14 protein-coding genes and 1 pseudogene are annotated in these 13,074 nt (G+C 63.3%); 12 read left to right on the forward strand and 3 right to left on the reverse strand.

Annotated features, from left to right (window positions below):
• Positions 1 to 89: 89 nt before the first annotated feature.
• From WC683_02500 to WC683_02550, 11 genes and pseudogenes are all read left to right on the forward strand, one after another.
• Positions 90 to 1,037, forward strand: coding sequence for a hypothetical protein (locus WC683_02500; GenBank protein MFA4971456.1), 948 nt, complete (start codon positions 90 to 92; stop codon positions 1,035 to 1,037).
• The gene (locus WC683_02505) at positions 1,034 to 1,459 is read left to right on the forward strand and encodes a glycine zipper 2TM domain-containing protein (protein MFA4971457.1); all 426 of its coding nucleotides are present in this window, start codon (positions 1,034 to 1,036) and stop codon (positions 1,457 to 1,459) included. The genes WC683_02500 and WC683_02505 overlap by 4 nt, the downstream gene beginning before the upstream one ends.
• A 14-nt stretch (positions 1,460 to 1,473) precedes the next feature.
• On the forward strand, positions 1,474 to 2,451 hold the full coding sequence (locus WC683_02510) for a hypothetical protein (protein ID MFA4971458.1): 978 nt from the start codon (positions 1,474 to 1,476) through the stop codon (positions 2,449 to 2,451).
• Positions 2,451 to 2,651, forward strand: a complete 201-nt coding sequence (locus WC683_02515) for a hypothetical protein (protein MFA4971459.1) — start codon at positions 2,451 to 2,453, stop codon at positions 2,649 to 2,651. The genes WC683_02510 and WC683_02515 overlap by 1 nt, the downstream gene beginning before the upstream one ends.
• A gap of 509 nt (positions 2,652 to 3,160) precedes the next feature.
• Positions 3,161 to 3,334 (forward strand): annotated as a pseudogene (locus tag WC683_02520) (DnaJ domain-containing protein).
• A gap of 30 nt (positions 3,335 to 3,364) precedes the next feature.
• The gene (locus WC683_02525) at positions 3,365 to 3,760 is read left to right on the forward strand and encodes a hypothetical protein (protein MFA4971460.1); all 396 of its coding nucleotides are present in this window, start codon (positions 3,365 to 3,367) and stop codon (positions 3,758 to 3,760) included.
• A 33-nt stretch (positions 3,761 to 3,793) separates the two neighbouring features.
• Positions 3,794 to 4,492, forward strand: coding sequence for a hypothetical protein (locus WC683_02530; GenBank protein ID MFA4971461.1), 699 nt, complete (start codon positions 3,794 to 3,796; stop codon positions 4,490 to 4,492).
• On the forward strand, positions 4,492 to 5,838 hold the full coding sequence (locus tag WC683_02535) for a hypothetical protein (protein MFA4971462.1): 1,347 nt from the start codon (positions 4,492 to 4,494) through the stop codon (positions 5,836 to 5,838). The genes WC683_02530 and WC683_02535 overlap by 1 nt, the downstream gene beginning before the upstream one ends.
• On the forward strand, positions 5,835 to 6,152 hold the full coding sequence (locus WC683_02540) for a hypothetical protein (GenBank protein ID MFA4971463.1): 318 nt from the start codon (positions 5,835 to 5,837) through the stop codon (positions 6,150 to 6,152). The genes WC683_02535 and WC683_02540 overlap by 4 nt, the downstream gene beginning before the upstream one ends.
• A complete protein-coding gene (locus WC683_02545; GenBank protein ID MFA4971464.1) occupies positions 6,149 to 7,309 on the forward strand; it encodes a glycosyltransferase family 4 protein in 1,161 nt (386 codons plus the stop codon). The genes WC683_02540 and WC683_02545 overlap by 4 nt, the downstream gene beginning before the upstream one ends.
• Complete coding sequence (locus WC683_02550; protein ID MFA4971465.1) at positions 7,302 to 7,643, forward strand: hypothetical protein; 342 nt, start codon at positions 7,302 to 7,304, stop codon at positions 7,641 to 7,643. The genes WC683_02545 and WC683_02550 overlap by 8 nt, the downstream gene beginning before the upstream one ends.
• Here the strand turns inward: WC683_02550 and WC683_02555 are convergent.
• The gene (locus WC683_02555; GenBank protein ID MFA4971466.1) at positions 7,603 to 8,163 is read right to left on the reverse strand and encodes a hypothetical protein; all 561 of its coding nucleotides are present in this window, start codon (positions 8,161 to 8,163) and stop codon (positions 7,603 to 7,605) included. The genes WC683_02550 and WC683_02555 overlap by 41 nt on opposite strands.
• Between WC683_02555 and WC683_02560 the strand changes: the two genes are divergently transcribed.
• Positions 8,162 to 8,374: a hypothetical protein gene (locus tag WC683_02560; GenBank protein ID MFA4971467.1), complete on the forward strand. Its 213-nt coding sequence runs from the start codon at positions 8,162 to 8,164 to the stop codon at positions 8,372 to 8,374. The genes WC683_02555 and WC683_02560 overlap by 2 nt on opposite strands.
• A gap of 5 nt (positions 8,375 to 8,379) precedes the next feature.
• On the opposite strand, the gene WC683_02565 is transcribed toward WC683_02560, so the two are convergent.
• Both WC683_02565 and WC683_02570 read right to left on the reverse strand, forming a co-directional pair.
• Complete coding sequence (locus tag WC683_02565; protein ID MFA4971468.1) at positions 8,380 to 12,285, reverse strand: site-specific integrase; 3,906 nt, start codon at positions 12,283 to 12,285, stop codon at positions 8,380 to 8,382.
• Positions 12,278 to 13,015, reverse strand: coding sequence for a hypothetical protein (locus WC683_02570; GenBank protein MFA4971469.1), 738 nt, complete (start codon positions 13,013 to 13,015; stop codon positions 12,278 to 12,280). Before WC683_02570 ends, WC683_02565 begins: the two co-directional genes overlap by 8 nt.
• Positions 13,016 to 13,074 lie beyond the last annotated feature (59 nt).

Consider the following 13,074-nt stretch of genomic DNA (forward strand, 5'->3'; position numbering starts at 1 on the left):
CTTCCGGCCCTGGTGTAGAATCGAGACTCCTGCGGAGGCAGCGCAAAAGCCCGAGCAGACCCTGGATCGATCTACATCGGGGCCACTTCATGCAAACACCCGCATCGTCAGGATTCAATCTCACGCGCTGGTACTTCTACGCAGACGCGGAGAGTACGAAGCAGGCCGCGTGGTCCGTGGACAGGGACGCGCTGTACGTCGTGCGCTTCTTCGTCAAGAACTGGAGCCGGGAGTCGCAGCTCTCAACGAGCGGGGGAGCAAGCGGCAGCAGCTGGAAGCTGTTCAAGAACCTGTGCGGCGTTCTCGCGCGAAGCATCGAGCGGTACACGGTGCGCGGCGTGACGATGCTGCATGTCGCGAAGATGACCGATCAGATCGGCGTGCTCGCCCCCCTCTGGAGCCTTGATCGTCTTGGATGGATGGACACGGACGAAGGCTCGTGGATCATCGATCTGGTGATCAGGGCAGATGACGACCAGACCATCTTCAAGCCAGAACTCGGGGTATGGACCGCCGAAGTTGCAAAAGCGCTTGCGGGAGCAGGGTACCAAAGCCCTTCTGTCCACGTCATGGGCATCGTTACGCTTCATTGCGGACCGAGCACTTCGGTATGCAGGCTCAACACCCCACAGGACTCCACTCCGGAAATCACAGCCGAGGTCGAGTCGTACTGGATGGGGATGCCAGACCTGATACGCGTCACGCTTCCGAAGGCGGAGCTGGATGCCGGGAAGACCGAGCCCCATACCGAGCTTCTCGACCCGTACGTGGACTGGTCAACGAAAAGGAGCTGCATCGGCTACGGCGGCGCGCAGTACGCTATCGGGCTTCACGACCACATCGGCCTGTACGGCGAGCTGAAGCCCATCTTCGAGTGCTCTGGGACGAAAGAGACGATCCTGGACGACATCGCGAAGGCGGTGCCGAAGGCCGCTGCCACCGTGGCTGGCTTTTCGACGAGCCAGAAGATCGTGGTCGGGATTTTTGTCCTCGCGGGCTTCGTGATTGGAGTGAAATGGCGTAGAATGCGCGTATGAGTTGCCCATCCTGCATCATGGCCCTATCCGGGACGGACGGTTTCGACCCCTCCCCTACCAAGAACACCGCCCTGGGCGCAGTGGTTGGCGCTGCGGCAGGCTTCCTGCTGGCCGGAAGGCGATACCGCTGGGCTGGCCTCGCCGCCGGGGCAGTTGCGGGCTATCTGCTGGCCCCAACCGTCGTGCAGAGGGTCGCCAGCGCCTCCAGCCGCCCCGCTGCGGCCCCCGCTGCCCAGCCCCCGCCTCCTGAGCTGCTGCCGCCAGGAGGACGGCCTCCAGCCGCCAAGCTGACATCTCAGGCGATCCGCATCATGCCCGCCACAGCCTTGCAGCCTCCGCCCGAAATCACGCAGCAGACCGAGACGGACTCGTTTCTGGATGAGTGGATGCGGGGGCCTGACTCGGGGCCGCTTTCGTACTGATCGGAGAATCGACCATGGACCTGAAGTGCGTTGCAATCAACGTCGGTGCGGTAGCTCTCGGGGCGTATGCGGGGTACAGGTTCGTGCCCGGCCACAAGAAGGTTGGCGCTGCGGCGGGTGCTGCGGGAGGATTCGCGATTGCGTCCTTCTTGCTCGGCTGCAAGCTCTGGGATGAAACCCCGGTCATGGTCGCACTGCCTGCGACGCCTGAAGGTGTCCCGACGACGCCTCCGATCCTTCAAGCGATCAGCCCGGACGGAGCGCCGATGCTCACTCCCAAGCCGCTGATCGTTCCGGCGAAGACGTTCAAGCTGCCGTTGACGTTCAGCAAGACTGTCATGCCCACCCAGATTGCCCCGAGCGGGTCCGGGCTCTCCACACTCGTCGCGAGGTTGCAGGCCGGGATCGCAAGCGCGATGCCGGGGGCGAAAAAGGTCGCCGTCATCAAGCAGACGCAGCCCGTCAGCATCAAGCCCGCGGGAGTCATCACGCAAGAGCAGCTGTACAAGACTTGCTACGACGGGTGCATCGTCGAGCACAAGGGCCAGTGGAGCCCGAACATGTGGCTCTACTGCGAGAGGACATGCAAGGAGCAGACTGGCCTGCCTCAACCGGTCAGCCAAGTGCAAGGGGCGCAGATGAAAGACCCCGCGTGCATGAAGGCGTGCAGCGACAATAACCCAGCCGACTTCATTGCCTCGGGCATGTGCAAAGACCGCTGTCCCGTGATCACCGTCTCGTCAGGGACGCTCTCCAATCTACTTGCGCGCGCCTCCGCGGTCCTGACGCCATCGAAGACTACGGCTTCCCCGGCGGCTGTGCCCGCGTACGCCCCGAAGCAGACTCCTTCGGCGGTATCCACCACAAGCTCTGTGGTGGCTCCGTCCTCGACGGGCGTGTTCCGTCTGGTTGCTGCCCCCACGACGAACACGTCGAAGACGAGCATCCCAGCTGGGACTTCGGCTGGGGTGCAGCCGGTGCCGGTGACCTGATGCTGGGCGCTCTTCTCATGAACGGGCGGGTACAGAAGTACGCCAAGTTCGCGTTCGGTCTGAGAGGCAGCGACGTGCGCGACCTGGACAGCTACGGCATCCCCGTCTGGTCGGTCGTGCTCGCATCGTTCGTCATCGGCGGCTACGTGACCCTGCGGTTCGCACCGAACTTTCTGGTGGGATGGGTGCGACCGAAGTGAGAGGATAGGGGATGCCCGGACTTCTGGAGTTCTTCCGATCGGCTATCAAGGGCGGCAACGGTGCCGGTGGCCCAGAGGACTTTCGTGCAGCTGCGAACCTCATCGACGGCGCAACGTTCGTGCAGCAGACCGTGAGTGCGCTGTCTGGCGAGCGCGCGCAGGCGCTGCTGTTCGAGGTGCTGCTTCCGTGGGCGGGGCAGGTTGCGGGCTTGGCCGTGAACAGATGGACCTCGATGCGATCGGGTCGGCGATCGCACTGCCGCCTTCAGGTGAAGGGTGAGCCGTGCCGCAGAGCGAGCGCCTCAACCTGCTTCGGTTGCGGCAAGCCCGTGTGTCTCGAACACGCGTTCGTCGGATCGGACTCGACGCTGGTGTGTTGGGAGTGCATGCGCGTCGGGGTGAACACCGCCGTCAAGGGGCGCAAGCATTCGGAGCATCAGCCGCCGCCCGAGAACTGGAACTGGGACAACTCCGCCGCTCCGTCTCCGGAGGAGCAGCAGAAGAAGGACATCGGCTGGGCATACGCAACCATCGGCGTGGCCGAAACAGCGACCGATGACGAGATCAAGTCCGCGTACCGCAAGGCGAGCGCGAAGTGGCACCCGGACCGCGCGAAGGACCCGCAGGAAGCCAAGAGCCACGCGGAGATGTTCAAGTCGATTCAGCTCGCGATGCAGACCATCAGGCAGCAGCGCAACGTCTAGGAGATCGCGATGTTCTACAAACACCAAGCAATCCAGCCGACCCCAGGCCTCGCGTTCGAGGCCTTCGATCGCCGGTATCGCAACCCGATGATGCCCCAGCAGGCATACAGGCCGCGCGCGGCGGGCCCGGAGTTCCTGGCCACAGACGGGACCGACCACGCGTACATGACCGCGTTCCGGAGCCGCAACCCGGTGAACCTTCGAGGCTTCGGGCTCGACGTGAACCAGCTGCTCGGGGATCAGGTGGGTCAGGTCATCGACGCGGCGATCGAGCGTAGCTGGCCCAAGATCCAGGTGAAGCTCAACGAGAGCCTCAAGCCCGTCATGTACATGCTCGGAGCCGCCGTCCTGCTTTCTGCCGCGGGCGCGACGCTGTCCTACCTCACGTACTCGAAAAGGGCTTGACGGTTGCCCTAGCGACGTGAGACCTTTCGGCTCATGTCGCAGCCCCCGCCGAAGGTCGAAACGCCTACCCCTTCCGCCGATACCTTGAACGATAGCCCAGCCGAAACAATTCCCGCTCCTTCGCCTGCGGAAGCGCCGAAAGATGAGCTTGAGGCAATGGCCGAAGGGTGCGAGGCCAACCTCTCGATCATGGTGCGTGGGGGGACGAGCACCTACGCCCACGACATGGCCGAAAAGAAGCGCTGGGCGGAAGCCGAAGCGCGCCGCGACATGCTGGAGCGCTATCAGCAGATCGCCAACACGCCCATCGAAAAGGGCGGCGGCGTCATGTACTCGAAGCAGTTCGCCGATCCGCTTTCGTCTCCGCGTGTGCTTCTTCGATACGTCAACTCGAAGAAGGAAACGCTTTGCGAGATGCTCTGCGAGCTGATCGAAAGCGACACGACGGGCGATCTCATCCTTCAGTTCGTGTGCCCGGAGTGCGTGAAGCGCGGCGTACACATGGATGCGGCGCAGTGCACGGTGCGAGACACGCACCGCAAGTGGTTCGTCGATACGAAGTGCACCGGGGAGATGCGCAAGGCAGAGACCGTGGACATGCGCGGGAACAAGATCCTGGAGCCGTATCTGCACGCCGGGGACATCGTGGACACGGAGATGCTCACCTGCGACAGGTGCGCGACGGCGTACAAGATCCACAAGAACATGCTTTACCGCGTATGGGGCAAGTGATGGGTCTCGAAGAGTTCATCATCGACGAGCAGTGCGAAGGCTCTATCGAGCAGCAGCTCGCAGAGCACGGCGACATGTGGAAGGAAGGGCGGGCCGCGAAGCACGAGCGAGGCATCGTCTACAAGGCCCCGTGGGAGACGCAGCACGACGGCGTGTGCATCGCGGCGCGTCGGCATGCGCGCGCGCTCCGGATGACGGGCGTGCCGGTGTTCCTGCAATCGGACAGCTTCACCCACTCGAACCTGGGCGTTGTGTCGGAGGTCGAGTATTTCAGCCTCCCCGGGCTGGTGCGCGCGGAGGTGGATGGCATCACGCAGGTGGATCACGGACAGTCGCTTCTGCTCATCCGGCACTGCGTGCCGACGCGCGGGGCTCTTGAAGCTCTCGTCTATCCTCCCGTGATGCGGCTTCTGAACCATGAGCAGCTCACAGTGGTCCGCAAGGCGATGATCTTGTTCAGCGCGTTCGAGACCGACAAGCTCGACGAAGACGCCGTGCGGTACATGAACATGCTCGGGCGCGTCTGGGTAACGTGCGACAAGAACAAGCAGTGGCTCTCGGCAGCAGGCGTGGACGAGGCCCACATCGTTGTGGTGCCCCACCCCTTCTACGGCAAGGACCCGATGGCGCAGCCCAGGACTGGCAAGCGCACGGGACTCTTCAGGTTTCTCAACGTCTCGAAGTGGGAGCCCCGCAAAGCGCAGCACGACCTTATCGGCGGATTCCTGCTGGCTTTCGGCCCAGCCGATGACGCAGAGCTGGTCCTGAAGTGCAACCCGTTCGCACGCGTCGAGGGCTACCCCGCGGACTGGCAGGCCTCCATCGAGCAGTGGGCCGCGAACGAGAAGGTTTCCGCACGTTGGACCAAGGAGAAGATATACGAACGCGTAAAGGTGCTATGGAAAGCCCACATGACGCGTGCAGAGCTGGCGCAGCTCTACCGTGAGTGCGACGTGTACGTGAGCACTGGGCGGGCCGAAGGCTTCGATTTGCCCGCATTCGACGCGAAGCTCTCGGGGATGAGAATGATCCATGCAGCGAGCGGCGGGCCTGAGATGTTTCACCAGCCGGGCGTGGATGTGCTGATCGATCCGACTGCGGAGACGCAGCCGTTCCACCCGATCTACAACGCCGCCCCGGATGCGAGGTGGTGTGGGTTCGACGCGACGCACGTGAGCCACGCGCTGATGGCTGCGTACGCGTGCTTCCGCGATCCGATCCCTGCGTTCGACCGGAGCAGGTACACGATGAAGGCAGTCGGGGCCGTGATGCGCCAGTCGTGCAACGAGCTTCTGAAGGAGCACGGTACGGACATCTCGAACGTGAACGTGGACGCCTCGCCATGAAGCAAGTCTTCCCCCACAGGTTCTCAGCAGCGTTGGGGCTGAAGGTGCTCAGGCTTGCCGAAGCGCAGCTGCGAGAGCAGCATCCGGCTCTCGGGCTGACGACGATATGGGAAGAGCAGAAGAGCCGCGTGGGGTTCGGGTTCACCGCTTTGACGACACGGTTTGCTGGGGTGATCACGTCGAAGGATCGAGGTCTGCACCTGGAGATGGACGTGCCGACGATCTTCAAAGCGTGGATCCCTCTCGCCAAGCAGGTGATCGAACGCGAGGTCGGCAAGTGGATCGCGCGTGTCGAGAAGGGGGAACTCGGATGAGCAAGGAGATTGGCCTCGCGTACCCCGGATGCTCCTATGCAGTTCGAGACCACGGAGTACAACCCATGAGTCTCTGCGTCTACGGTCCCAAGATCGGCTACTCCAGCCTGGAAGTCGTCACGCGCGGCATGATCGAGGCCGGGATCGAGCACGGCGTGTTCTCGGGGCACGTTCCGACCGGGCGGTCCTACGACGATCACGATCTGTATCGGGGCAGGGACGCGAGCTGTGCCGTGCTGTGCGGCGGGTACCCAGAGATGCCGATCCTCGAATACGGCGTCCACCGCTACCGATCGTTCATGCTCGCCGCGAACAGCACGTGGGTTCCGGATGCGTTCTGGGCTCACTCAAGATCGCAACTGACGGAGATCCTGACGCCTTCGGAGTGGAGCAAGCAGCAGATCGAGTCAGCTCGCCCCAGCAGCGTCGGCCTTCCCGTGCGCGTTGTGCCTCACGGCGTGCTCGCTGGCTTCAAGCCGGTGGAGCCAGGGGAGAGTCCGAAGGTCAACGTGTGCGGACCGCCGGGGAAGTTCGTTGTGACGCACTTCGCTGGCTCAAGCGACGAGCGCAAGGGAAGCCTGGAGCTGGTCAAGGCGTTCATGGCGTGGCCGAAGCGCGACGATGCGTTCCTGTTTCTCTGCATGAACAGCATGCAGGTGCACGTGTTCACGATGAAGGTGCTCGACTTGTTTGGCGAAGAGGCGCAGAAGCACATGGCGATTGTCCCGCAGCTCAACGCGGAGCCCGAGACAATGCGCTGGGTCTACGCCGCCTCCGATCTGGTCTGCCAGCCTTCACGGGCGGAGGGCTTCGGCCTCGTTCCTCTTGAGGCGCTCTGTTGCGGGACTCCGATCGCGGCCACAAAATCGACTGGCCATCTGCAATGGATGCTCGGCGCGAGGGGCGAGGTTGGGGCTGGTATTGTGCCGATCGAGGTAGAAGCGCCGCGCAAGATTGACTACGATCCGGGCGGCATGGCACCGCATGTGAGCGTGGACGCGATCGCCGCTGCGCTGGACTTCGCATTCACGCACATCGAGGTGCTGCGCAGGGAAGCGATGGAGTTTGCGAGCGATCGTCGCTCGTGTTGGTCGTGGGCGAATCAGACACGCGCGTGGGTGTCACAACTGAAGGAAAGGTATGTGAGCGATGGTTGATCTCGAACCCTATGTGGGAGAAGTCGTGCTTCTCATGCTGGCCAAGCCCCTGCCGTACGTCCTCAAGCAGGGCCTCCAGTTCGCGCCGGTAATGGTCAGCAAACAGCTTCAACCGAATGAGCCCCCGGTGCAAATCCCGGCCCTGACGGAGATGTTGCAGGGCAAGGTCGAGAAGCGCGGCAACAACTACGTGATGTCGTACTCCAACCCCACCAAGGACGGGACACGCATGTCCATTGCCATCGATCCCAACATGGTGGACGCCGTGTACTCGCACAGCGGGATCGCTGTCGTCAGTCCTCTGATGGAGATTCCGGGGTCTCCGGGACAGTAAGACGGATCCGGGCTACCGTTCCGTCGTCTCCATAGGAGATGACGGGCGAGATCCTCAAGTCCCTGTCCCCGAGCCGCGCGCACGCTCCGACCTGACCATTCGCACAACGGAACGACCCTCCGGGCCTGCTCTCCCTGCGGCACGCCTGGAGGGCCCGCTCGCGCTCTTCGTAGGATGACTCGTTGCCGTAGAAGAAGGACGGGTCGCCGACGAAGAGCATGGCGAGCGTGCCCCAGACGTGGCCCACCTGTAGGAACTCCGACTCCGGGTGGACGGCGGGCGGGCTCGGGTCAGGTCCGAGCGACAGCTCGATGACCCTGTGCTTCTTGGGCTTGGTCGGATGCTTGACGACATGGAGCCCCACGAACAGCTTGTCGCCGCCGAAGGGCAGGTACAGGCAAAACTCGTCCATCGGGTGGTGGAGCTTGCGGGCTACGGGGACGATGAGCAGCCTGCCCGACTCGACAGCCAGCTCGCCTCCCGTTGTGGGCTCAGAAGTGCTGGGGTATGATGAGGCCATGGCACGAACTCTCGTTGGGACAATCACACGGATGACGGCAAGCGTGTACGTGGCTGAGCGCGTGCCGCCCTACGGAACCGACTCGGTGATCAGGGGCTCGTTCCCGGAGGCCAAGCTGTGGCTCAAGGGGTGCGTGAACGACGATCTGACGGAGACTCGCAACGCGAACGCGCTGCCTCCCGAGATCGTCTACCTGTACACCCCCGGATGACGACATCAGGTGACCCACTGCTCCGCAAACACCAGCATCACAGGGTCAGGTAGCTCGTCGGTGAACGTCTCGGAGAAGTTGGGCTTGGCTCTGCGCCTCACGATCGGCTGCTTGAACTTGGCAGTCTCCTGCTTCGCCTCCTCTTTGCTCTGCCACGCCCGCGAGGTTTGCTCTTCGTAGCTGCGGCCCGCCGGTATGCCGCCGTGCGCTTCCTGCGATTCCTCGAACTCCGTCTCCACCTCGGCGTACCTTTCGGCCTTCTTGCCAACGGCCATTTGCAGGCGTCGAGCCACCTCAACGTCGCCGACTTTCTCCTCGGCAAGCTCGCCGCGGTCCTTGAGCATCTGCGTCACGGTCTGTCCCCAGGCCTCGGCGATGACATCTCGCATCCGCTCGGCGCTGTGCGCCGCCATGTCAGCAGGATGAAGCCGACGAAGTTCTTCTTCGATGGCGGCAGGGCAGGGCACGATGTACGCGAGCCATGCGTAGTAGTGCCTTCGGATCATGTCGTGATGCTCTTGAGCGTCGGGGCCACGCTTGCCCATGGCCTCCTTGTGACGCTCCCACAGGTTGCGAGCGATGCGCCGAAGGACGCACTCGGAATCGGTGCCGTGTCTGCGCCAGAACTCCTCCTTCGTCCGCATGTCGTGAACGATGGTGTTCTGCTCATTGAACGTGAGGTACCCCTCCTCGAACATCCGCGCACGGAGGACTCGTGACGGCTTGACGGCCCCTGGCGCACTGATGTCGATGCCGTGTTTGCTCTTCAGGTACATCGTGAGTCGCTCATCGTACTTGAGAGGAGCGTGGCGAGGCCTACCCTCTTTGTCGATCTCTTCCATCATCTCCGTAGGCTCTTCGAGCGTCGGGTGCTCTTCCCGCGCCTCTGCGATCGCTTCGTCCTGTTCCATCCCCTCTTGCATCTTGGCGTCGATGTCCTGCTGTATTCTGGCAAACGACGCGTCCGCGGCTTTGCCGACGATCTCGTAGATACTGATCGGAGGGATCTTCACCCCTGCCCCAAACCTGTCCTGCTTGCCGGTCTCCTCCTGGAATTTCTTGTCCAGTTCCGCCATTTGCTTCTTGGCGGTGTCTCGCGCGCTCGTGTCGAACTTGAACTCGTGGTAGTAGTCTCCCCACACCTGTAGCCAGTTCACGAGGTCGTCGATCGCAACCGTTGTGCGCATGACGCTGGGGCGGATGCCTTGGAGCTGCTCGATCCACTTACGCATCTGCGCGCGCTCTTCTTCTGGCAGTGAGAGCAGAGGGTCTCGATCGAAGAACCACTTCGGCAGATCGCGCATCGCGGCGAGAGCGGGGTAGCTCGTCTCCTTCATCTGCCCCCAGGTTGTGGCATCTGCCCACTCGATGGCTTGCAGGAACCCCTCGTCGATCTTGGCGCGGTGCTCCTGCCTGATCGCCACCATGCCGCCGGAATACATCCCCACCGTCGCATGCCGCCAGTCTGGTCTGCCTACGCCCTCACCCTTCTTCTTGGCGACGCCCATGAACTTGATCTCTCGACCGGGCTGGAAGATGACACGGTTCTTCTCCGTGTCGTCCACACGGAAGCTCCGCGTGTCGATGCGTGTGGCGCGCTCGGTGAACGGGATCCAGTTGTAGGGCCTGCGAATGAGCGGCTGCACGGCCATGTCGCCGTGGACCGCAAACCACTCCACGATCCTTTCGGCCATGTGTTCGCGAACGATCCCAAGCTCCCCGGGCGAGGCGCTAGCCTTGAAGTCAATCCACTTGTCCCCGCGCTTGACCATGATCGACTGGAACTGCTTGGACGCAACGGTCGTGATCTCCGTAATCCAGGCGACCAGCGCCAGCGCAGCCGTGGGGCCCTTCTCGTTCCAGAAGCGCTTGTAGAGGTTCTGGAGCCCCTTGAGTACGTCCCAGTTCGGTTCGGTCTCGGGCTGCGTCTGGAAGTGGCTCAGAATGGGAGCCATGTCCTGCTCGGCCCAGGTGTTCTTGCGGCCCGCCCACCACGGTAGCCTGGAGGTGTGTCCAATCCGGTAGGTGAGTACGGCTCCCTGTCCCTTGGGCACGTCATGGGGGTCCATGTGGACTTCCGGCAGGTAGAGCCTGAGCTTGTCCACGCCGGTCTGGTACGCCCACTCGGGGCTCTTGAGCGGCTTGTCGGAGACGGCGATTCGCTCGCGGCGCGGACGCTGTTCTTCCCCTGGCTGCTGCCCCACGAACGGCGTAGGCACTTTGCGCCCCTCGGGCTCGGAGGCGATGATGCGCTCGTCGTCGAGCGGGCTCCCGCGCCGCCTGTGCATCCGCTGCGCTTCCTCGGTGGACATCACATCGCCCTTCTCCGCCTTGGCGATGTACGCGCCGATGATCACAACGGAGTCGGGCTGGATGTGCACGTAGCCCTCGGTCGTCTTGATGCTCTCGTGCCCGAGCAGCGCTTGGATCTCGTCCAGGGGCATCCCCGCTTCCCTGGCGCAGGTGGCCCCGTAGTGCCGGAAGTTGTGGGCGTGGATCCGCTTGCGCTCGTCAGCGTTCAGACCCCGCTGCATCCCGCTCTTCACTTCCACAACGCGCGCTCGTTCCGCCAACGCGTAGAGCATGCGCCGAAGCCCGCTCGTATCCAGCGGCTCCAGGGCCGTCTGCTCCGGTTGCCCGTCGCGTTCGTTGGTGCCCCAGCGGACCAGCGACGGCACGATGGGCGCATTGGGGTTGGTCATCAGAGCTGCGCAGTACCTCGCCCAGTGCGACGGTTGAAGCTCGCCAGTCTCGGGATTGACTTCGTTTTCTTGCGCTCGCTGCCGAAGGCCTTGATCGAAGGCGACCATGGCATCGCGGATCTCGCTGGACAACGGGATCTCGCGCGTCTTGTCGCCTTTGCCGCTGCGGATGCTCAGGGTGAGCAAACCGTTCTTCTCGTACAGATCCTTTCGCAGGGCTCCGACAAGCTCCTCGGATCGAAGGCAGGCGTGTGTGAGAAGGTAGAGAGCAAGCGTGTCCCGGAGCGATTCGAGGTTGGGACCGGCGGCGGCGCGGAAGATGGACTTGCGGAGAGGGTGGGTGAGCATCACCTCGCGCGCCGCGCGCTTGCGCTCCTCGCGGGCTCCACGCAGAGCGATTCGGGCGGGTTCCTTCCACACGTTGACGCGAAGCGGTGCTTCTCCGTGCGGCCCTGCGTCCCCCTTGAGCATCTCGCTCCAGATGGCGCTCAGGCCCGACAGGTACGTCGCGATCGAGCCCATCTTGATCGAGGCTCGCTTCTCGGGCACCACGTAGCGGTAGACCATCGGGTCGCGCTCCTTGCGCGTCCAGATGCGTCCCTGCTCCTTGCGCACTTCGATGCTCCTCGGGAGTCGGTACATCCATCGGTAGTCCCGGATGAGCATGCCCAGGCGCTTGTGCAACTGGGACAGGTCGTCGGTCCCGTCAGGCTTCTTGGGAACGAACTTGGCGCGCGTGGCGGGCGTGAGCATCTCGTAGATTTCGAGGATGTTCACCTGTCTGCCTCCGCGGGATGCCTTCTCGACGGCGCTGTAGATCATCCACGAGTCCATGCCGCTGGCCCGCACGATCATGCCTCGGATGTCGGGCGGATCGGTGCTGCGCATCCACTCGTACAGCTCCATCGCGACCCGGCGCGTGACCTCGTCCGGGTCCAGCTCCCTGCCGAACTTCGCCCTCATCCAGTAGGTGAAAATCTCCAGCGACTTGAGGTACACGCGGATCGTGTTGGAAGCGTCCTGGGGCTTGTTGCGGAGCCTGCGCTTGCCTCGGAGATCCTCGCGCCGCACGCCCTTCGCGCTGTCCTTGAGACGAGAGACGAGCCGCTGGATCGCGTCCACGTACTTGGACTGCTGATCGACTTGGGAGTCCTCGAAGTACCCGAGTGCGTCGGGGCGGTTCGGGCGCGTGAGATCGAAGTCAGACACCGCTATGCTCCGCGTTCGGATCCGACGCGCTGAAATGCCGGATCTCGTCGTTGATCTTCGTGCAGAGCGTCTCGCCCTCGCCCATCGATCCGCGCAGCCACCGCAGGTGGACTTCTCCGTGTGTCGGATGCTTGCCCGTGACCTCTACCCTGCCATCGGACAGCTTGCACTTCGTTGCCGGGATGCCCTGGGCGATGCACTCGCGCACGAGCCCTTCGAGCCTGTCCTGCTGGTAGGACGAACGCGGCGTTCTCGCCCTCGGCTTGGTGTCGCGCTTGCGAGGGGCGTCTGACGGCTCGACGATGTCCTCGTCATCGTCTTCGTGCACAACGAGCGGGGAGGTGTCCAGCCCGAGCGACTGCGCGCGCATGTGCAGCGAGTGCGCTTCCTCACCGTCTGCCAGCTCGCAGGCGAACACGATGAGAAGCTCCAGCAGTTCCCGGAGCGATGTGCGCCAGGACTCCTCGATGCTGCTTCCCAGGGCCTCGAACAGCACCTCGAACTTGCGGAACTTGTCGGGGCCCATGTTCTGCTTGAGAGCCGGGCTCTGCACCGCCGTCTTGCACATCTGGATCAGCGCGACCGTGCCGCCTGCGATCATCATCGTGGCTGTGGCGCAGGCCTGGGCAGTGACGGCGACCTCCCGCGACTCCTTGTTCTCTTCGAGAACCGCGATGGCGTACGAAACGAGGCGAAGGTCGAGACTTCGGCGCAACTTGCCTTGCTGCATGGCGATGATAGTGCGCCTACGTTGCACTATGTGCAACTGCTTACAAGCGGCCCAGTTCC

Source organism: bacterium (assembly GCA_041648665.1).
Classification (GTDB): Bacteria; UBA10199; UBA10199; order 2-02-FULL-44-16; family JAAZCA01; genus JAFGMW01.

What these genes read in the sequence shown, in the direction of transcription:
- WC683_02500 (MFA4971456.1), top strand. Translation starts at nt 90, where the DNA reads ATGCAAACACCCGCATCGTCAGGATTCAATCTCACGCGCTGGTACTTC.
- WC683_02505 (MFA4971457.1), top strand. Translation starts at nt 1,034, where the DNA reads ATGAGTTGCCCATCCTGCATCATGGCCCTATCCGGGACGGACGGTTTC.
- WC683_02510 (MFA4971458.1), top strand. Translation starts at nt 1,474, where the DNA reads ATGGACCTGAAGTGCGTTGCAATCAACGTCGGTGCGGTAGCTCTCGGG.
- WC683_02515 (MFA4971459.1), top strand. Translation starts at nt 2,451, where the DNA reads ATGCTGGGCGCTCTTCTCATGAACGGGCGGGTACAGAAGTACGCCAAG.
- WC683_02525 (MFA4971460.1), top strand. Translation starts at nt 3,365, where the DNA reads ATGTTCTACAAACACCAAGCAATCCAGCCGACCCCAGGCCTCGCGTTC.
- WC683_02530 (MFA4971461.1), top strand. Translation starts at nt 3,794, where the DNA reads ATGTCGCAGCCCCCGCCGAAGGTCGAAACGCCTACCCCTTCCGCCGAT.
- WC683_02535 (MFA4971462.1), top strand. Translation starts at nt 4,492, where the DNA reads ATGGGTCTCGAAGAGTTCATCATCGACGAGCAGTGCGAAGGCTCTATC.
- WC683_02540 (MFA4971463.1), top strand. Translation starts at nt 5,835, where the DNA reads ATGAAGCAAGTCTTCCCCCACAGGTTCTCAGCAGCGTTGGGGCTGAAG.
- WC683_02545 (MFA4971464.1), top strand. Translation starts at nt 6,149, where the DNA reads ATGAGCAAGGAGATTGGCCTCGCGTACCCCGGATGCTCCTATGCAGTT.
- WC683_02550 (MFA4971465.1), top strand. Translation starts at nt 7,302, where the DNA reads ATGGTTGATCTCGAACCCTATGTGGGAGAAGTCGTGCTTCTCATGCTG.
- WC683_02560 (MFA4971467.1), top strand. Translation starts at nt 8,162, where the DNA reads ATGGCACGAACTCTCGTTGGGACAATCACACGGATGACGGCAAGCGTG.
- WC683_02555 (MFA4971466.1), bottom strand. Translation starts at nt 8,163, where the DNA reads ATGGCCTCATCATACCCCAGCACTTCTGAGCCCACAACGGGAGGCGAG.
- WC683_02570 (MFA4971469.1), bottom strand. Translation starts at nt 13,015, where the DNA reads ATGCAGCAAGGCAAGTTGCGCCGAAGTCTCGACCTTCGCCTCGTTTCG.